Raw genomic sequence first — 19,522 nt, 5'->3', positions numbered from 1 at the left:
CATGCCGATTCGCGTATGGGACTACCTGCCGGAGTACGCCGCGGAGCGCGAGGACCTGCTCGACGCCGTCGACACCGTCTTCTCCTCCGGGCAGCTGGTACTCGGCGAGAGCGTCGCCGGCTTCGAACGCGAGTTCGCCGCCTATCACGGAGTGCCGCACTGCGTGGGCGTGGACAACGGCACCAACGCCATCAAACTCGCTCTTCAGGCGCTCGGCGTGGGCCCCGGGGACGAAGTGATCACGGTCTCCAACACCGCGGCGCCCACCGTGGTCGCCATCGACGCCACCGGTGCCGTCCCGGTCTTCGTCGATGTGAACGAGGACGACTTCCTGATGGACACCTCGCTGGTCGAGGCCGCCATCACCCCCCGTACGAAAGCGCTGCTCCCCGTGCATCTGTACGGACAGTGCGTCCGGATGGAGCCGCTGCGACAGCTCGCCGACGCGCACGGCCTGGCGATCCTGGAGGACTGCGCCCAGGCCCATGGCGCACGTCAGAACGGCCGGCTCGCCGGCACCTGGGGGCAGGCGGCGGCCTTCTCCTTCTACCCCACCAAGGTGCTCGGGGCTTACGGCGACGGCGGCGGGGTGATCACCCCGGACGAGGAGGTCTCGGAGCGGCTGCGGCGGCTGCGGTTCTACGGGATGGCCCAGCAGTACTACACGCTGGAGACCCCGGCCCACAACAGCCGGCTGGACGAGGTGCAGGCCGAGATCCTGCGGCGCAAGCTGCGCCGGCTGGACGGCTATGTGGCGGGACGCCGCGCGCTGGCCCGCCGCTACGAGGAGGGGCTCGGCGACACCGCTCTGCGGCTCCCGGCGACCGTCCCGGGCAACGAGCACGTCTACTACGTGTACGTGGTGCGCCACCCGCGCCGGGACGACATCCTGGAGGCGCTCAAGGCCCATGACATCGCGCTGAACATCAGCTACCCGTGGCCGGTGCACACCATGAGCGGCTTCGCCCACCTCGGCCACGGCCCGGGCGATCTGCCGGTGACCGAGAAGCTGGCCGGGGAGATCTTCTCGCTGCCGATGTACCCCTCGCTCTCGCACGAGCGCCAGGACCTGGTCATCGAGGCGGTGCGCGACGTGCTGGCGAAGCTGTGACCGGGCCGCCGCACCCCGCCTGGCTCCCCCTCCCCTTCCCTTCCCCGCTGTCAGAGAGGTGCGAGGACACGCATGGACGCACGTGAGCTGAAAGTCGAGGGGGCGTTCGAGTTCACCCCCCGGGTCTTCCCCGACGAGCGCGGGGCCTTCCTCTCCCCCTTCCAGGAGGCCGCGTTCACCGCGGCCACCGGCCGGCCGCTGTTCCCGGTGGCGCAGACCAACCACAGCGTCTCCCGGCGGGGCGTGGTGCGCGGTGTGCACTACACGGTGACGCCGCCGGGCGTGGCGAAGTATGTGTACTGCCCGCGGGGCGAGGCCCTGGACATCATCGTGGACCTGCGCGAGGGCTCCCCGACCTTCGGCGTCCGGGATGTGGTGCACATGGACCAACGGGCCTTTCGCGCGATGTACTTCCCGGTCGGCGTCGGCCACGCCTTCGTGGCGCTGAGCGACGACACGGTCATGAGCTACATGCTCTCCGGGAGCTATGTGCCCGAACAGGAGCTGGCGCTGTCGGCCCTGGACCCCGAGCTGGACCTGCCGATCCCGGACGGCCTCGAACCGATCCTGTCCCCGCGCGACAGGGTCGCCCCGACCCTGGCCGAAGCCCGGGCGCGAGGACTTCTGCCGCGCTACCGGGAGAGCAGGCTGATCGAGGCGGAACTCACCGCACGCCCCGGCCCCGGCGGCGCGGAGAACGGCCGGTCCCGGTGACCGCCTCGGGAACGTCCCCGGAGCGCTTCCGGGTCGGGATGCGACTGACCGACCAGCTCGCCGCCGGTGAGGGGGACTTCACCACCTTCGAGCTGGTGGGCAAGGAGTGGGACCTGGTGCCCGGCGCCTATCCGCCCCGGCCGGGCACCGGCACCGAGTGGTACACCCGCACCCTCCCCTATCCGCAGGGCGGACGGTTCCTGGAGATCGGGTGCGGGGCCGGGGTGACGGCGGTGTGGGCCGCGCTGCACGGCTGCTCCGAGGTCGTCGCCACCGACATCACCGAGTCCGCCGTGCGCAGCACCGAGCGCAACACGGCGCGGCACGGTGTGCGGGAGCGGGTGCGGGTGGTGCGCAGCGACGTGTTCGACGCGCTCGACCCCGCCGAGCGCTTCGACACGGTCTTCTGGAACTGCAGTGTCTTCGAGGCCCCCGAGGACTTCGAGTACACCCGCGACGTGGAGTGGGCCATCTTCGACCGCGGTTACCAGGCGCTCGGCCGCTATCTGGCGACGGCCCGCGACCGGCTCGTCCCCGGTGGCCGCGCCCTGGTCACGTTCAACACCCTCGGGGACATCGGGCGGCTGCACGAGCTGGCCGCCGGTGCCGGGGTGTCCCTGCGGCGGCTGGCGGCCAGCCCTCCGCGGCGGCTCGCCGACAACGACGTCACCTTCATGATCCTGGAGATCCTTCCCGAACCTTCCTGACCCCGCGGCCGTCGTGTGAGCGGCCCTGCCGAGGAGGAATCGTGCGCATCCTGTTCATCACTCGCGGAAGCCCCGCGTCCATTTTCGGTCTGGTGCCCTTGGCCACCTCCGCGCGCAACGCCGGCCATGAGGTCCTGCTGACCTCGACCGCGTCGATGATGCCCGTACTGGGCACCGTCGGGCTGCCGGGAGTGCCCGTCACCGACTTCACCGAGGAGTACTTCGGCTCGCACGACCGCGACGGCGGCCCCGTGGCCTTCCCGGAACACGGGGCCCGCGCCCAGAGCCTGGCCGCGGGCGCGTGGTTCGCCCGGCTCGCGGCGAGCACGATGGACCGGCTGCTCCAGGTCGCGGCCGACTGGCGGCCGGACGTGGTCGTCGCCGGACGGCTGGACTACGCGGGGCCGCTGCTCGCCGCCCGTATCGGTGTGCCGTTCGTACGGCAGGCCGTGGACATGGGGGAGTGGGACGAGGTCGACGAGGGCGCGGTGGAGGAGCTGACGCCCGAGCTGAAGGCCGCCGGCCTCACCGGCCTCCCCGAACCCGAGCTGGCGATCGAGGTCTACCCGCCGAGTCTGCGCCCGGCGCGGGCCGCCCCGGCCCGGCTGATGCGGCTGCGCCCCGGCAGCACCCAGGGCCGGCTGGAGCGCTGGATGTACACCCGCCCGAGCCGGCCGCGCGTCTGTGTCACCCCGGGCAGCCGCGCCAACCCCGAGCAGCATCTCGACTATGTACGGGGCCTCGCGCGGACCGTCGGCGCGCTGGACGTCGAACTGGTCGTCGCGGTGCCGCGCGCCCTCGCCGAAGCGCTGCGCCCGGAGCTGCCCGGAGCCCGGGTGGGCTGGGTGCCGCTGGATGTACTGGCGCCGACGTGCGATCTCTTTGTGCACCACGCGGGCGGGATGACCTCGCTGCTGGCGATCGACGCGGGCGTGCCCCAGCTCATCCTGCCCGAGGAGGACGCGACCTACGAGCTGGCGCGGCGGACCGCGGACGGGGGCGCGGGCATCGCCGTCGCCCGCGAGGCGGCGACGCCGGAGGCGATCCGGGACGCCTGTCGGGAGCTGCTGGAGCAGCCGGAGCGCCGGGCTCGCGCCCGGGAGCTGTCCCGGGAGGTCGCGGCCCTGACCCCGCCGCCCGGGATGGTGCCGCACCTGGAAGAGCTCGTGCGGTGAGACGGTCCCGGACCTGTGGAGGCGGACACCTGTGAAGACCCCCTACCCCGACACCGCTTCCCGCGCCCCGGCCCCGCAGCAGCCGCACTGGCCCGACCAGGCCGCGGCGCACCGGGTGCGCGAGCGGCTGGCCCGGCTGCCCCGGCTCGTGCAACCCGAGGAGATCCGGCTGCTGCACGGCCGGCTCACGGCGGTCGCCGCGGGCGAGGCCCATGTGGTGCAGGCCGGCGACTGCGCCGAGGACATCGCCGAGAGCACGGCCGGCGCGGTCACGGCCAAGGTCGGACTGCTGGACCTGCTCGCCGGGGCGATGACGCTGCGCACCCGCCGCCCCACCGTGCGGGTCGGCCGGATGGCCGGGCAGTACGCCAAGCCGCGCTCCAGCCCGGTGGAGTGGGTGAACGGCGTGGAACTCCCGGTGTTCCGGGGCCAGCTGGTCAACACCCCGGCGCCCGATCCGCGCGGTCGCCGGCCCGATCCCCGGCGCATGCTCGTCGGCCACCGGGCCGCCCGCCGCACCCTCGCGCATCTGGGCTGGGGACGGCCGGACGCCTGGCCGTACGACCCGGCACCGCCGTGGACCAGCCATGAGGCGCTGCTGCTCGACTACGAGACGCCCCAGGTGCGCCACGCGGACGGCGTCCGGTGGCTCACCTCCACGCACTGGCCGTGGATCGGCGCGCGCACCCGCGACCCGGACGGCGCGCATGTCGCGCTGCTCGCGTCCGTGGCCAATCCGGTGGCGGTCAAGGTCGGTCCGGACCTGGGGCCCGACGAGGCGCTGGCGCTGTGCCGGCGGCTGGATCCGCACCGCACCCCCGGCCGGCTCACCTTCGTCTCCCGGATGGGGGCCGGCCGGGTGCTGTCGCGGCTGCCCCCGCTCGTACGGGCCGTACGAGCGGCCGGGTACCCGGTGGTGTGGCTGTGCGACCCGATGCACGGCAACACGGTACGGGCCCCGAGCGGCGCGAAGACCCGGTGCGTGGAGACGGTCGTACGCGAACTGGCCGAGTTCCGGGAGGCGGTGGCCCTGGCCGGCGGGACGGCCGGCGGGACGCATCTGGAGGCCACGCCGGACGACATCGCCGAATGCGTGTGGGCGGACGGTGAACTGCCCGGCACCGGCTCGGCCTACCGGACCCTGTGCGACCCGCGGCTGAATCCGGCGCAGGCCATGGCGGTGGTCGACTCCTGGTGAAGCCGGCGCGCCGGCGCATCCCCCCTGTGCCCCCGGTTCCGTGCCCGCCCCTTCCGCCGCCGGGCGGCGACCGCCGGCGCGGCCCCCGTCCCAGATCCGCCGAGGACTGTCATGACACACATTCCCCCCGTCGTCCCCTACGCACTGCCCGGCCCCGACGAGTTGCCGGCGAACACCGCGAACTGGCGGCTCGACCCGGACCGCGCGGTACTCCTCGTCCACGACATGCAGCGCTTCTTCCTGCGCGCGTTCGACGGCAGCGCCATCGGCGAGCGGCTGATCGAGCACGTGGCGGCGCTGCGCACCCACGCCGACCGCGCCGGCATGCCGGTCGCGTACACCACCCAGCCCGGCCGGATGACACCGCGGGACCGGGGTCTGCTGGCCGACTTCTGGGGCCCGGGCATGGACTCCTCGGAGCACGACCGGAGCGTGGTCGGCCCGCTCTCCCCCGCGCCCGGCGACTGGGTCTTCACCAAGTGGCGCTACAGCGCCTTCCACCGGTCCCCGCTGCTGGAGCGGATGCGCGCCGCGGGCCGCGACCAGCTGGTGCTGTGCGGGGTGTACGCGCACGTGGGTGTGCTGATGACGGCCGTGGACGCCTTCAGCCACGACATCGCGACCTTTCTGGCCGGGGACGCGGTGGCCGACTTCTCCGCCGAGCACCACCGGATGGCGCTGACCTACGCGGCCGGCCGGTGCGCGGTGGTCACCACCACGGCGCGGCTCGTGGAGCGGCTGGAGCGGTCCGCCGGCTCCGGCGCGGACCACCGGGCGGGAGCGGCGCGATGAGCCGCCCGGCGTCCGGGGGCGGGCGCGAGGGCCCGGCCGGCGACCGGGTGCTCGCGCGCGTCCTCGCGCCCGACCCGCCGCCCTTCGCCGTACTGCACCGCCCGCACATCACCGGACCCGACAGGCTGGAGGTGCTGACCGGCACGGTGACCGAGCACACCGCGCTCGCCGACCTCGCACTGCCCGCGGGCCCCGGTCCCGGCGCGCACGGTCACCAGGTTCTCGCGATGGTCCCGTTCCGGCAGATCACCGAGCGCGGATACGCCTGCGTCGACGACGGCGCGCCCCTGCTGGCCCTCGCCGTCGAGGAGTGGGCCGAGGTGGACCGTGCGGAGTTCCTGGCCCGGCTGCCCGAGGCCGCGATCCGGGTGGCGCACGAGGGCTTCGACCTGGACGACGACGCGTACGCCGCCGCCGTCCAGCGGGTGATCACCGAGGAGATCGGCCGCGGCGAGGGCGCGAACTTCGTCCTCAGACGCCGTTACCGGGCGACACTCGCCGACTTCACGCCCCGGGTCGGGCTGGCGCTCTTCGGTCGGCTGGCGGAGCGGGAGACCGGCGCCTACTGGACGTTCGTGGTGCACACCGGGGCGCGCACCTTCGTCGGGGCCACCCCCGAACGGCACGTCACCCTGGCGGGCGGCACCGCCGCGATGAACCCGATCAGCGGCACCCACCGCTATCCCGCCGACGGCCCCACCGTACCGGCGCTGCTCGAATTCCTGGCCGACACCAAGGAGACCGAGGAGCTGTACATGGTGGTGGACGAGGAGCTGAAGATGATGGCGCGCATCTGCGACGCGGATGTGCGCCTGGAGGGGCCGCGGCTGCGGGAGATGTCGCGCCTCGCGCACACCGAGTACCACATCACCGGACGCAGCTCCCGCGACCCGCGGACCGTGCTGCGCGAAACGATGTTCGCCCCCACCGTCACCGGAAGCCCGCTGGAGAACGCCTGCCGGGTGATCAGCCGGCACGAGACGGGCGGCCGGGGCTACTACAGCGGGGTCGCGGCGCTCATCGGCCGGGACGGGACCGGCGCTCCCTCGCTGGACTCGGCGATCGTGATCCGTACGGCCGAGATCGAGGCGTCCGGACGGCTGAGCATCGGGGTCGGGGCCACCGTGGTACGGCACTCCGACGCGCGGGCGGAGGCGCGCGAGACCCGGGCCAAGGCGGCCGGGCTGCTCGCCGCCCTCGGCACGGGGGCCTCCGGCGGGCTGGGCGGCGATCCTCGGGTGCGGGCCGCCCTGGACCGCCGCAACGACCACCTCGCGCGGTTCTGGCTGGCGGCGGACGGGCAGCGCACGACGCCCCATCCGGTGCTGTCCGGACGGACGGTCCTGGTGGTGGACGCCGAGGACGTCTTCACCGCCATGCTCGCCCAGCAGCTCCGGGCCGTCGGGCTCACCGTGACGACGGCCGACGCCCGGAGCATGCCCGCCCTCGACGGCCACGACCTGGTTCTCATGGGCCCCGGCCCCGGGGACCCGGCCTCCACCGGCGATCCGCGCATCGTCGCCGCGCGCACCGCCGTACGGCGGCTGCTCCGGGCCCGCCGCCCCTTCCTCGCGGTGTGTCTGAGCCATCAGATCCTCTGCCGTGAGCTCGGCTTCGAGCTGGTGCGCCGCGCCGCGCCGAACCAGGGCGCGCAGGCCGAGATCGACCTCTTCGGCGTGCGCGAACGCGTCGGCTTCTACAACTCCTTCGCCGCCCGGTCCGCGGAGGACAAGGTCGACCACGCGGGCGTGGGCCCGATAGAGGTCAGCCGGGACCCGGCCACCGGTGAGGTGCACGCCCTGCGCGGCGACGGCTTCGCCTCGGTCCAGTTCCACGCCGAGTCGGTCCTGACCACGAACGGCACCCGACTACTCGGCCGTCTGCTCAGCGAGGTGCTGCGGGGCACGGCCGACGACCCGAGCGAGGTGGCTCAGTGAAAGGCATCATCCTGGCCGGGGGCACCGGCAGCCGGCTGCGTCCGCTGACGGGCCCGCTGTCCAAACAGCTCCTGCCGGTCTACGACAAGCCGATGATCTACTACCCGCTGTCGGTGCTGATGCTGGCCGGCATCCGGGACATCCTCGTCATCTCCTCGCCCCAGCACTCCGGCCTCTTCCGCGGGCTGCTGGGCGACGGCTCCCGGCTCGGCCTGCGCATCGACTACGCCGAGCAGGACAGCCCCAACGGCATCGCGGAAGCGTTCCTGATCGGCGCGGACCACATCCAGGACGAGGATGTGGCCCTGATCCTGGGAGACAACGTTTTCCACGGGCCCGGCTTCTCGCAGCTGCTCCAGTCGGCCGTCGCCGAGCACGAGGGCTGCACGCTCTTCGGCTATCCGGTCACCGACCCGGGCCGTTACGGCGTGGGCGAGGTGGACGCGGCGGGGCGGCTGGTGTCGCTGGAGGAGAAGCCCCTCCGGCCGCGGTCCAACCTGGCGATCACCGGGCTCTACCTCTACGACAGCGAGGTGGTGAGCATCGCCAAGAACATCGCCCCCTCCGACCGCGGGGAGCTGGAGATCACCGATGTCAACCGGGTCTATCTGGAGCAGGGCCGGGCCCGGCTGAGCCGGCTGGGGCGCGGGTTCGCCTGGCTGGACATGGGCACCCACGAGTCGCTGCTCCAGGCCGGCCAGTACGTGCAGGTGCTGGAGCAGCGGCAGGGCGAGCGGATCGCCTGTGTGGAGGAGGTGGCCCTGCGGATGGGGTTCATCACCCGGGAGCACTGCTTGCGGCTGGGCCGCTCCATGGCCGGGACGGGGTACGGGGACTACCTCCTCGACGTGGCCTCCCGGTTCCCCGCCCCGGCCGGGTGAGAACCCCGCCGCCGCGCGTGCGGGCCGTTCGCCCGGCCCGGCCCCGTCCGTCCCTTCGTCCTGAGGAGTCGTCAGCCATGAACATCCAGACGCCCGTACGCCCGCCCGAGCTCCGGGCCGAGGCGGGCGCCCGCCGCATGGCCCACTCGGCGCTGACCGCCCAGGGGGTGACCCCGTCGCTGCCGGAGTTTCTGCGGATGGTCGAGAAGACCAGGGAGCATCTGTTCACCACCGCCGAGCCGGTGCCGCTGAGCGATCTCCAGGGGTGGCGGCACACCCCGGACGGCATGGCGCTCGCCCACCACAGCGGAGGGTTCTTCCGCGTGGTGGGGCTGAGCGTGGACATGCCGGACGGGCCGGTGCCCCGCTGGAGCCAGCCGATCATCGACCAGCCCGAGACCGGCATCCTGGGCATCCTGGTGAAGGAGTTCGGCGGGGTTCCGCATCTGCTGATGCAGCTCAAGCCGGAGCCGGGCAACCGCAACGGGCTCCAGCTCTCCCCCACCGTGCAGGCCACCCGCAGCAACTACACCGGCGTCCACCGCGGGCGCGGTGTGCCGTACCTGGAGTACTTCCTCGACCCGCCGCGGGTGCTCGCGGACGTGCGCCAGTCCGAACAGGGCGCCTGGTTCCTGCGCAAGCGCAATCGCAACATGGTCGTGGAGACCGGCGGGGACGTCGAGGTGCGCGAGGGCTTCCACTGGCTGACCCTCGGTCAGGTGAACGCGCTGCTCGCCGTCGACGACACCGTCAACATGGACAGCCGTACCGTGCTGTCCTGTCTGCCGCTCACCCGTACCGGCGCGGTCGGCGGCGATGCCTTCGGGGCCGCGCTCGACCGCTCCCTGGGCCCGGACGCCGACGCCCTGCACCCCACCACGGACATACTGAGCTGGATCACCGGGGCCCGCGCCGCCGCCCGGATGGCGACAGCCCCCGCGGCACTGCGCGATCTGCCGGGCTGGCACCGGGTGGACGGGCGCATCTCGCACGAGGAGGAGCTGTTCTTCGACGTCATCGGGGTACGGGTGGAGGCCTCGGGCCGCGAGGTCGACCACTGGACCCAGCCGATGATCGCCGCCCGGGGCACCGGTCTGGTCGCCCTGCTGGTGGCCGACTTCGGAGGCGTGCTCCATGTCCTGCTGAACCTGAGGGCGGAGCCCGGGCTGATCGACGGGCCCGAGCTGGGGCCGACGGTGCAGTACACCTCCGACACCTACGCACGGCTGCCGGCCGCCGCCCGCCCCGCCCTCCTGGACCGGGTGCTCGACGCGCCGCCGGAGAGCATCCGCTTCGACGCCGTCCAGTCGGACGAGGGCGGACGCTTCTACCACACCGTCAACCGGCATCTGGTGATAGAGACCGAGCCCCTGCCCGAGCCGCCCGGACACCGATGGGTGACGCTCCGTCAGACCCAGGATCTGCTGCGGCACAGCAACTATCTCAATGTCCAGGCCCGCAGCGCCCTGGCCTGTCTGCGCGGCCTGCTGGGGCGGAGCGGCGGGTGACGGCCGCGCGCCCGGACGGGCTCAGACGGGCTCGGCGAGACGCGGCGCGGCGGCGATCACCTCGTCCAGTACGGCGCGGGACGCGGTCAGCTCGCCGATGACGCTGCTCAGCCGGTCCCGCGCCTCGTTCAGGTCGTCCAGCATCTCCGCGCACGTCGGGACGAGCTTCTGGCCGTCGTCCCGCATGCACGGCAGCACCTCGGCGATCAGCGCGGTGGGCAGTCCCGCCGACAGGAGGGTGCGGATGCGCCGCACCGCGTCCACGTCGCCCTCTCTGAAGTCGCGGTATCCGCTGGGCTGCCGCTCCGGGTGCAGCAGGCCCTGCTGTTCGTAGTAGCGCAGCAGCCGTTCGCTCACACCCGTACGGCGGGAGAGTTCCCCGATACGCATTGCGCCCCCAACGGTCGTGCCGGGACTTGACTTTGACATTGATGTAAGAGTTTACCGTTCGTGCGAACGGGCCGCCCGGAGCGACGGCGGTGAAGCGAGGCACGGAATGAAGGAGGCACATCAGTGACCAGCGAGAGCGCGCCGCCGCGCGCGGGGCGGCGGGAGTGGTGGGGGTTGGCCGTGCTGGCCCTGCCCACTTCGGTGCTGGCGATGGACATGACCGTCCTGCATCTCGCCGCGCCCACCATCAGCGAGGACCTCTCCTCCAGCGGCAGCGAGCTGCTGTGGATCCTGGACATCTACGGCTTCCTGATCTCGGGCTTCCTGATCTCCATGGGCACCCTGGGCGACCGCATCGGACGCCGTCGGCTGCTGCTGATCGGAGCGACCGCCTTCGCCGTCGCCTCGGTGTTCGCGGCGTACGCGCAGAGTGCCGAGATGCTGATCCTGGCCCGGGCGCTGCTGGGTGTCGCCGGGGCGACACTGATGCCCTCCACGCTGGCCCTGATCTCGACCATGTTCGCGGTCCCCGCCCAGCGCGCCTTCGCGGTCGCGGTCTGGATGACCGCCTTCATCAGCGGTGAGGCGGTCGGCCCTCTGGTGGGGGGTGTGCTGCTGGAGTTCTTCTGGTGGGGGTCGGTCTTCCTCATCGCCGTCCCCGTGATGCTGCTGCTCCTGGTCACCGGCCCCAAGCTGCTGCCGGAGCACCGTGAGGCCCGGCCGACGGGGCGTTTCGACTTCGTCAGCGCCGCGCTGTCGCTGCTGGCGGTGCTCTCGCTGGTCTACGCGGTCAAGCTGCTCTCCGAGTCGGGGGCGGGTGCGGGGCCGCTGGGCTTCGCTCTCGTCGGCCTGGCCGCGGGCGCGGCCTTCGTACGGCGGCAGAACCGGCTGGACGAGCCGCTGATGGACCTCGGCCTGTTCCGCATCCCGGCCTTCAGCGCCGCGCTGAGCACCCAGACGCTCGCGGTCTGCGGTCTCGCGGGCACCCAGCTCCTGCTGATGCAGTACCTCCAGTCCGTCCACGAGCTCTCCCCGCTCCAGGCGGGCCTGTGGACGCTGCCCGCCGTCGGCATCGGCATCGGCGGCACCCTGCTCGCCCCGCGCGTGGTCACCCGGGTCCGCCCGGCCACCGTGGTCAGCGTCTGCCTGGCCCTGGCCGCCGTCGGCGCGGCGCTGATCGTGCCCGCGGGGCCGGAGTCCGGCCTGGCCTGGGCGATCGGCGGCTTCACCCTGCTGTACGTCGGCATCACCCCGATCCTCGCCCTGACCACCGACCTCATCGTCGGCTCCGCCCCGCCGGAGCGCGCCGGAGCGGCGTCGGCCATCTCCGAGAGCGGCGCGGAGCTGGGCCTCTCCCTGGGCATGGCACTGCTCGGCAGCCTCGGCCTCGCCGTCTACCGGCGGCAGCTCGCCGACAGCGCGCCCGCCGGGGTGGACGACGCCGTGCTGAGCGACGCCGAACAGACCGTCGGCAGCGCCGTCAGCGCCGCCGAGAACCTCCCGGAGCCGGCCGCGTCGGACCTGGTCGACGCGGCCCGCGACGCCTTCACCGACGGCCTCGCCACCGCGGCGGGCCTCACCGCGGCCCTGCTGCTCGCCACCGCGGCACTGGCCGCGCTGATGCTGCGCGGCGTTTCGACCGTGGACCACGGGGAGGAGGAGAGCGAGTCTCCGGCCCGGGCTCAGGCCCCGGCCGAGGGCGCGGCCCCGGAACGGGAGTCGAAGCCGGCGGCGGCGCGCGGCGATTGACGCGGCGGCTGCGCCTCGCGGGATCCTCCGGCGGCCCGGGCCGCCGGAGCCCCGTCGGCCGATGCGCCCGCGGCCTTCGCGCGGTTTCCGGCAAGCGGTTTAGGCTGGATGGTGGACTCGGGGCCCGTTCCCCCGCCGGGAGGCGGTTGATCATGGCTGGGCTGGTGATCCGAAATTTCGACTCCGCCGATGAGACCAGACCGTTCGAGGACGGCAAGGGCAGGCTGGATGTGCTCGAAACGGATGGCGGACCGGTCGGCCGGGGGGTCTTCGAGCCCGGCTGGCGCTGGTCGGAGCACGTCAAGCCGCTGGCCGGCACCGACAGCTGCCAGGCGGCCCACACCGGGTATGTGGTGAGCGGCCGTATCAAGGTCGTCATGGACGACGGCGAGAGCGCCGAGGTGGGTCCGGGCGACTTCGCGCGGGTCGCCCCCGGGCATGACGCCTGGGTGGTGGGCGATGAGCCGTGCGTGATGCTGGACTGGACCGGATACGGCGAGTACGCGAAGCCGTCGTCCGGGTGAAGGGCCGGTCAGACGCCGGGCGGCGGGGAGCGGAAGGCGGTCCGGTAGGCCTGGGGGGAGACACCGGCATGGCGGGCGAAGTGCTGGCGGAAGGTGGAGGACGCGCCGAAGCCGGTTTCGGCGGCGATCCGCTCCACCGGGATGTCGGTGGTCTCCAGCAGCTGCTGGGCGCGGTGGACACGGGCCCGCAGCAGCCATTGGAGAGGGGTGGTGCCGGTCTGGGCCCGGAAGTGGCGGTTGAGGCCGCGGACGCTCATCGCGGCGTGGCGGGCGATGTCGTCGAGGGTGAGCCGCTCGTGCAGGCGTGACTCCAGCCAGTTGAGGGTGGGCTGGATCACCGCGTCCCGGCCGCCGGGGTCGGGGTGTTCGATGAACTGGCTCTGGCCGCCGTCGCGCTGGAGCGGCATGACGGTGCGCCGGGCGGTCGCGGCGGCGGCGGTCGCGCCGAGGTCACGGCGGACCAGATGGAGGCAGAGGTCGAGGCCGGCGGCCACCCCGGCCGAGGTGACCACGGGACCGTTGTCGATGTAGAGGCTGCTGCCGTCGACGTCGACGGACGGGTGGCGGCGGGCCAGCTCCCGGGTGTACTGCCAGTGGGTGGTGACCCGGTGGCCGTCGAGGAGGCCGGCGGCGGCGAGGGTGAACGCGCCCACGCACACCGAGGCCATGCGCGTGCCGTCCGCGCCCGCCGCCCGCAGCGCCTCGGCGACGTCGGCGGGCGGTGCGTCCAGGAAGCCGCCGTGGCCCGGGACGACGACGGTGTCGGCGCCGGCCAGTCCTTCCAGCCCCCAGTCGGTGCCGAGCCGGAACTCCCCGTACGACCCGGCCGTGGACACCTCGCGGCCCGGGGCGCAGACCCTTACCCGGTAGTGGGGGCGGCCGATCGCCTCGTTGACGGTGCCGAATATCTGTCCCGGCACGGAGAGTTCGAACGGCAGCACGCCGTCGAGCGCGAGCACCGCCACAACAGTCATGGCCAGAACCTAGCGGATCACGGCATTCTGGCCGCTGTCGGGGGTCGGCCGCGGGCAACAGGATCGAGTCAGCCGCCGCGGTGAAGCACCGCGCGCCCGACATCCATCCAGGAGAAGCCTCATGACCAGTGATCCGTACGAGGGATTCGCCCTGCCGGACACCGAACTCGCCGTCGCGGCGCTGCGCTACACCGAGGAGCTGACCGAGCCGTTCGTCTTCCGGCACAGTGTGCGCGGCTATCTCTACGGCAGGGCGCTGGGCGAGCGCCGGGGGCTGCGGCCCGGCCGCGACTACGACGACGAGCTGATGTTCGTCGCCACGGTGCTCCATGACATCGGGCTCTCGGAGGAGGGCAACGGCGATCAGCGCTTCGAGGCGGACGGCGCGGATCTCGCCGAGCGGTTCCTGCGGGAGCACGGGATGTCCGAGGACCGTATCTCGGTCGTGTGGGACGCCATCGCGCTGCACACGTCCGCCGGGCTCGCCCGGCGCAAGGGTCCGGAGGTGGCGCTCTGTCACGCCGGGATCGGGGTCGACATCACCGGCCGGAACCGCGAGGAGCTGCCCGAGGGCTTCGCCGACCGGGTCCACGCCGCGTTCCCGCGCGAGAACCTGGCGTACGCCCTGACGGACGCGATCGTGGCCCAGGCCCTGGACAACCCGCTCAAGGGAAGCCCGCTGTCCTTCCCCGGCGAGCTGCTCCGCCGCCATCTGCCGCCCGGGACGATGCCCGACTGGTACGACCTGATCGGCCGCGGGGTCTGGGGCGACCGGCCCACCGCGGAACGGTGACCGGGGCGGGCCGGGGCCCCGCCCCCCTGTCCCGGTGGCCGTCCCGCCGGGGAGGGCGGTGCGGTGTCAGACGGTGTGGGGCTCGGGGCCCTCGGCCCGCCAGACCAGGCCCTGGCGGTCGTGGCCGAGGAGCTTCTCGGCCGCCCGCGCGACCCGGGGGCCGTGGAAGCGCTCCAGGAGGTGGAGGCCGAGGTCCACGCCGGAGACGACGCCCGAGGCGCTCACCAGGTCGCCGTCGTCCACCACGCGCGCCTCGACCGGGGTGACGCCGTGCTCGGCCAGGCGCGCCAGGCCATTCCGGTCCCAGGTGTGGTGGGTGGTCGCGTGGCGGCCGGCGATCAGGCCCGTCACGGCGAGCACGAGGGAGCCGGCGCAGACGGTGGCCACGGTGGTGTCCGGGCGTTCCACGGCGTCCCGCAGGAGGCCCGGCAGTTCGCTCGCGAGGGCCCGCTCCAGGTGGTGGGCGATGCTGTCGACCCGCTGGGCGAGTTCCGAGTCGTCGGGGGCGTCGATACGGCCGGCCGCCCCCGGGACCACGATCAGATCGGCCCGTTCCGGGGAGAGCCGGGCGGTCGCCCGCACCGAGAGCGGGGGTGTGCCGCTGGGGACGTCCCGGGGGCCCTCGGCGGTGACGAGTTCGACCTTCAGGTCGCCGTTGGTGAACAGTCCTCCGGCGAACAGCACTTCGTACGGCCCCAGCGCGTCCAGGGGGTCGAATCCGTCGAAGAGCACTATCTGAGCGAGCATTTCGCGCCATCTCCTTGTTTTTCACGCCCTGTTCGGCGATCTCGGACCGACCGTATGCCGCCCGCTCTCCGGCCGGACAGTGGCAAAAATGACCCTGTTCGATGGGATGTGGCCAGACCGGGGAGCGGGCGGCGGGGTGCGCCGCGACCGCATCCCGGATCAGGGAATCGCGTGGGCAGATATCATCGCGAATGCTTCTGGACCGTGGAAATCGCTATGTTCCCGACGGAGGCTCAGATATGCACATCTTTTCGAGTTTCCCCGCTGTCACCGTCGGCTGATGGAGCGTAAGAGGATGCACGGAGCGATCGGCGACGACGCGCGGCGGCACGATGTCAGCGATGCCGGCGGCGTCGGCGGCTTAGCGGAATCGCCCGCCGGCCGGCTTCTCACCCCTCGTACGGGAGTCCGGAATCCCACGGCGGCAGGCGACGGGCCTCCGGGCACGGCGGGCGAACTGTCCTGCGCCCAGCGGCGGCTGTGGTTCTCCCACCAGCTGACGCCGGGCTCGCCCGCGTACAACGTCACCGCGGTGTGGCGGATCGAGGGCCGGGTCGACGCGGAGGTGCTGGCCCGGGCGCTGCGGGAGGTCTGCGACCGGCACGAGGTGCTGCGGACCACCTTCACCGGGGCCCAGGGCCGCCCCCGCCCGGTGGTGAGCCCCTCGGCCGTGTTCGTGCTGGAGACCGACGATCTGCGGGGGGCGGAGGACGAGGCCCTGCGCCGGGTCCGGCGGCTGGCCGCCAGGCCCTTCGATCTGACGGCCGGACCGCTGCTGCGGGCGCAGCTCTTCCAGGTCGCCGAGGACCGCCATCGGTTCGCGCTCCATCTGCACCACATCGTCGCCGACGACCGCTCGGCGGAGGTGCTGTGGCGGGAGCTGTCGGCGCTGTACGAGGCGTACGCGGCGGGTCTGCCCTCGCCGCTGCCCCCGCCGGCGGTCCAGTACGCGGACCACGCGGCCCGGCAGAACTCCTGGCTGGCGGGGGAAGAGGCCGGGGAGCGGCTGCGTTTCTGGACGGAGCTGCTGGCGGGGGCCCCCGACTCGCCCGCGCTGCCCGCCGACCGGCCCCGGCCCCGGGCGCTCAGCGGGCGCGGCCGGACGCTGGACTTCACGGTCCCGGCCGCGACCGCCGAGGCGCTGCGCGCGATCGGCCGGGAGCACGGGGCGTCGCCGCGCGCGGTCTTCCTCACCGTCTTCCAGGTGCTGCTCGCGCGGTACACGGGCGGCGGCGACATCGTCGTCGGCTGCCCCGAGCCGGGGCGGTCGGGGCCCGGGGCCGAGGAGTTGATCGGCTTCCTCGTCAACACCGTGGCGCTGCGGCTGACCTGGCGGGGGGATCCGGCCTTCACCGAGCTGCTGGGGCGGACGGAGCGTCTGGTGCGGGACGCCCGGCTCCATGGGGACGTCCCCTTCGACCGGGTGGTGGAGGAGCTGGCCCCGGAGCGGGATCTGAGCCGTCATCCGGTCTTCCAGATCCTCTTCGCGTACGGGCGGGAGAGCGGCCGTCCCGCGCCGTCGGGCTGGTCGGTCGAGCGCTCAGGCGCCGATCTCGGGCTGGCCCGCTTCGATCTGGAGCTGGAGCTGACGGAGGGCCCCGGCACCACGCGCGGGACGCTCCGCTACAGCACCGATCTCTTCGAGCCCGCGACGGTGCGCGGGCTGGCCCGGCACTTCGTCACCCTGTGCGCCGGGGTCGCGGCCGGTCCGCGCCGTACCGTCGCGCGGCTGCCGCTGCTGGACGCCGAGGAGCGGGACCGGATCCTGCGGGTGTGGAACGACCGGGGGCGGCCGGAGGAGTACGAGGGGCACCCGCTGGACCGGTTCGAGGAGGTGGTCCGCGCCGATCCGGCGGCGGTGGCCCTGGAGTACGCCGGGGAGGAGCTGAGCTACGGCGAGCTGGACGTCCGGGCGAACCGTCTCGCCCGGCTGCTGGCGGGGCACGGGGTCCGGCCCGAGGACGTCGTGGCGATCTGTCTGGACCGGGGCTTCGCCGCCGTCACCGCCCTCCTCGCCGTGCTCAAGGCCGGGGCGGCCTGTCTGCCGCTCGACCCGGCGCTGCCCGCCGGGCGGCTCGCCCCGGTGTTCCGGGACGCCCGCGTACGGCTCGTCCTCACCGACGCCGCGCACGCCCCCCGGCTGCCCACGGGCGCTCTGCCCGTGCTCCGCCACGACGGGAGCGCGCCCGTCGGCCGTCCCGTCACCCCGCCCGACGTGCCCCGGGACCTGGACGCCCTCGCCCAGATCGTGCCCGCCCCGGGCCCGGCGGGCCCGCCCGGCGGCATCGCCCTGACCTGGCAGGCGCTGCGGAGCGTGCTGCGCTTCGACGGGCACCGGCTGCGGACCAGGGGGCTGGCCGCCCGCTCGTGCGCGCAGCTGGCCTCGCACGGTTTCGACGTGTCGCTGCCCGAGGTGTTCGTGACCCTGCTGCGCGGGGGGCGGCTGGTGCTGGTGGGGGACGGGGCCCGGCAGGATCCGGCGCGGCTGCTGGAGCTGCTGTCGCGGCGGCGCGTGGAGCGGGTGCGGCTGTCCTCCGCCCAGCTCGACCGGCTGGCCGTCGCCTGGAGCGAGCGGCCTTCGGCGCTGGCGGTGCGCCATGTCAGCGTGTCGGGCGAGGCGCTGCGGCTGGCCCCGGAGACGGTGGATCTGCTGTCGGGTCTGGCGGGGGTGGTGCTGGAGAACCAGTACGGCGTCTGCGAGACCCACCAGGCCACGGCGGCGCTCCTCACCGGGGATCCGCGCACCTGGCCCGCCGCGCCGCCCATCGGCCGCCCGCTCCCCGGCACCCGGGTGCATCTTCTGGACGGCCGGCTCAACCCCGTGCCTCCCGGTGTCCCGGGGGAGCTGTATCTGGCGGGTCCCTCGCTGGCCCGGGGGTATCTCCACCGGCCGGGGCTGACCGCCGGGCACTTCGTGGCGAACCCCTTCCGTCCCGGCGAGCGGATGTACCGTACCGGCGATCTCGCCCGCTGGAGCCATCACGGGACCCTCACCCACCTCGGGCGCGCGGACCGTCAGATCACCGTCCGGGGCCGCCGGGTGGAGCCGGCCGACATCGAGACCGCGCTCACCGCCCATCCCCAGGTCTCCCGCGCCGCCGTGCTGCTGCGCGAGGACCGTCCGGGGGACCGCCGGCTGACGGCCTATCTCGTGCCCGCGGGCCGGGGGGAGGAGCCGGATCCGGCGGCGGTCCGGGTCCATCTGGCCCGTTATCTGCCGGACTCGCTGGTCCCCGCCGCGCTGGTGGTGGTGGACCGGCTGCCGCGGGACGCCGAGGGCGAGGTGGACGTACGGGCGCTGCCGAGGCCCCGGCCGGCCGCGGCGGCGCGGCGGCGGCCCCGGACGATGCGGGAGCATCTGCTGTGCGAGCTGTTCGCGGAGGTGCTCGGGGCCGGCGCGGTGGGGGTGGACCAGGACTTCTTCGCGCTGGGCGGGGACTCGGCGCTCGCGCCCCGGCTGATCGGGCGGATCCGCTCGACGCTGGGGGTGGAGCTGCCGGTCCGGCGGCTCTTCGACGCGCCGACGCCCGCGGGGCTCGCCGCCGCGATGGCGGAGCGGGGGGCGGGGCGGCCTGCCCTGAGCGGTCTGGAGACGCTGTTCCCGCTGCGGACGGCGGGGACGGGCGCGCCGCTGTTCTGCGTCCATCCGGCGGCCGGGATCAGCTGGTGCTACGCGGGGCTGCCGAGGCTGCTGGGGCCGGGGGTTCCGGTGTACGGGCTCCAGGATCCGGGGCTGACCGATCCGGCGCTGCTGCCGGGGAGCGTCGAGGAGATGGCGGCCGGGCACGTCGAGCACATCCGGGCGGTGCGTCCGCACGGTCCCTACCATCTGCTCGGCTGGTCGTTCGGCGGGCTGGTCGCCCAGGAGATCGCGGTGCGCCTCCAGCGGCAGGGCGAGGAGGTCGGGCTGCTGTGCGTGCTCGACGGCTCGCCGGGGCGTACGGAGACCGGGCCCGGACCCGGGGCGGGGCCCGGGGCGCGGGGCGTCGGGCTGCGGCGGTCCGCCGGGGTGCCGGTCGAGTTCGACGAGCGCGAACTGGCCGCCGTGCACCGGTCCTCGGTGAACAACGCCCTGCTGGCGAGCCGGTTCGAGCCCGGACTCTTCCGGGGCGACCTCTGCTTCGTCACCGCCGCGCGGGAGCCGGAGCGGTCCGGTCCCGGCTGGCGGGGCTGGCTGCCGTATGTCTCCGGGACGGTGCGGAACACCCCGGTGGAGTGCGTCCGGCTGGGGATGACCCGTCCGGAGGCGCTGGCCGCGGTCGCGCCGACCGTGCTGGAGGCGGTACGGGGCCGCGCGGGCTGAGGCAGCCGGGCGGATCGGG

16 protein-coding genes are annotated in these 19,522 nt (G+C 73.8%); 13 read left to right on the top strand and 3 right to left on the bottom strand.

The window, feature by feature from the left end; translation table 11 throughout:
• The first annotated feature begins 1 nt into the window (after window position 1).
• The 9 genes from ABD371_RS18605 (at window position 2) to ABD371_RS18565 (ending at window position 10,023) form a co-directional block, all read left to right on the top strand.
• Complete coding sequence (locus ABD371_RS18605; protein ID WP_344478304.1) at window positions 2-1,111, top strand: DegT/DnrJ/EryC1/StrS family aminotransferase; 1,110 nt, start codon at window positions 2-4, stop codon at window positions 1,109-1,111.
• Window positions 1,112-1,183: 72 nt separating this feature from the next.
• Window positions 1,184-1,825, top strand: a complete 642-nt coding sequence (locus ABD371_RS18600; RefSeq protein WP_344478302.1) for a dTDP-4-dehydrorhamnose 3,5-epimerase family protein — start codon at window positions 1,184-1,186, stop codon at window positions 1,823-1,825.
• On the top strand, window positions 1,822-2,532 hold the full coding sequence (locus ABD371_RS18595; RefSeq protein ID WP_344478301.1) for a methyltransferase: 711 nt from the start codon (window positions 1,822-1,824) through the stop codon (window positions 2,530-2,532). Before ABD371_RS18600 ends, ABD371_RS18595 begins: the two co-directional genes overlap by 4 nt.
• A gap of 41 nt (window positions 2,533-2,573) precedes the next feature.
• Window positions 2,574-3,707, top strand: coding sequence for a nucleotide disphospho-sugar-binding domain-containing protein (locus tag ABD371_RS18590; protein WP_344478299.1), 1,134 nt, complete (start codon window positions 2,574-2,576; stop codon window positions 3,705-3,707).
• A gap of 31 nt (window positions 3,708-3,738) precedes the next feature.
• Window positions 3,739-4,905 carry a 3-deoxy-7-phosphoheptulonate synthase gene (locus ABD371_RS18585; RefSeq protein ID WP_344478298.1) on the top strand — a complete coding sequence of 389 codons (1,167 nt, stop codon included), beginning with the start codon at window positions 3,739-3,741 and terminating at the stop codon, window positions 4,903-4,905.
• Between the two features lie 111 nt (window positions 4,906-5,016).
• Window positions 5,017-5,697: an isochorismatase family protein gene (locus tag ABD371_RS18580; RefSeq protein ID WP_344478296.1), complete on the top strand. Its 681-nt coding sequence runs from the start codon at window positions 5,017-5,019 to the stop codon at window positions 5,695-5,697.
• On the top strand, window positions 5,694-7,634 hold the full coding sequence (locus ABD371_RS18575) for an anthranilate synthase family protein (protein WP_344478294.1): 1,941 nt from the start codon (window positions 5,694-5,696) through the stop codon (window positions 7,632-7,634). Before ABD371_RS18580 ends, ABD371_RS18575 begins: the two co-directional genes overlap by 4 nt.
• Window positions 7,631-8,515: a glucose-1-phosphate thymidylyltransferase RfbA gene (gene rfbA, locus ABD371_RS18570; RefSeq protein ID WP_344478293.1), complete on the top strand. Its 885-nt coding sequence runs from the start codon at window positions 7,631-7,633 to the stop codon at window positions 8,513-8,515. The genes ABD371_RS18575 and rfbA overlap by 4 nt, the downstream gene beginning before the upstream one ends.
• 77 nt (window positions 8,516-8,592) lie before the next feature.
• A complete protein-coding gene (locus ABD371_RS18565; RefSeq protein ID WP_344478291.1) occupies window positions 8,593-10,023 on the top strand; it encodes an NDP-hexose 2,3-dehydratase family protein in 1,431 nt (476 codons plus the stop codon).
• A gap of 21 nt (window positions 10,024-10,044) precedes the next feature.
• Here ABD371_RS18565 and ABD371_RS18560 read toward each other — a convergent pair whose 3' ends face one another.
• A complete protein-coding gene (locus tag ABD371_RS18560) occupies window positions 10,045-10,413 on the bottom strand; it encodes a MerR family transcriptional regulator (RefSeq protein WP_344478290.1) in 369 nt (122 codons plus the stop codon).
• 123 nt (window positions 10,414-10,536) lie between these two features.
• Between ABD371_RS18560 and ABD371_RS18555 the strand changes: the two genes are divergently transcribed.
• Window positions 10,537-12,162, top strand: coding sequence for an MFS transporter (locus tag ABD371_RS18555; protein WP_344478288.1), 1,626 nt, complete (start codon window positions 10,537-10,539; stop codon window positions 12,160-12,162).
• A gap of 152 nt (window positions 12,163-12,314) precedes the next feature.
• Window positions 12,315-12,686, top strand: coding sequence for a cupin domain-containing protein (locus ABD371_RS18550; protein WP_344478285.1), 372 nt, complete (start codon window positions 12,315-12,317; stop codon window positions 12,684-12,686).
• 8 nt (window positions 12,687-12,694) lie between these two features.
• Here the strand turns inward: ABD371_RS18550 and ABD371_RS18545 are convergent, their stop codons facing one another.
• Window positions 12,695-13,660 carry a GlxA family transcriptional regulator gene (locus tag ABD371_RS18545; protein WP_344478284.1) on the bottom strand — a complete coding sequence of 322 codons (966 nt, stop codon included), beginning with the start codon at window positions 13,658-13,660 and terminating at the stop codon, window positions 12,695-12,697.
• 121 nt (window positions 13,661-13,781) lie between these two features.
• Here ABD371_RS18545 and ABD371_RS18540 point away from each other — a divergent pair, with 121 nt between their 5' ends.
• Window positions 13,782-14,453, top strand: a complete 672-nt coding sequence (locus ABD371_RS18540) for an HD domain-containing protein (protein ID WP_344478282.1) — start codon at window positions 13,782-13,784, stop codon at window positions 14,451-14,453.
• A gap of 66 nt (window positions 14,454-14,519) precedes the next feature.
• Here the strand turns inward: ABD371_RS18540 and ABD371_RS18535 are convergent, their stop codons facing one another.
• Entirely contained in the window at window positions 14,520-15,200 is a 681-nt protein-coding gene (locus ABD371_RS18535; protein WP_344478280.1) for a DJ-1/PfpI family protein, read from the bottom strand.
• Between the two features lie 280 nt (window positions 15,201-15,480).
• On the opposite strand from ABD371_RS18535, the gene ABD371_RS18530 reads away from it, so the two are divergent.
• Entirely contained in the window at window positions 15,481-19,503 is a 4,023-nt protein-coding gene (locus ABD371_RS18530; RefSeq protein ID WP_344478278.1) for a non-ribosomal peptide synthetase, read from the top strand.
• Window positions 19,504-19,522 lie beyond the last annotated feature (19 nt).

It is taken from the genome of Streptomyces amakusaensis, assembly GCF_039532665.1.
Taxonomy (GTDB): domain Bacteria; phylum Actinomycetota; class Actinomycetes; order Streptomycetales; family Streptomycetaceae; genus Streptomyces; species Streptomyces amakusaensis.
Note: the sequence above shows the minus strand (reverse complement) of the source record. Positions and strands in the feature narration are given on the sequence as shown.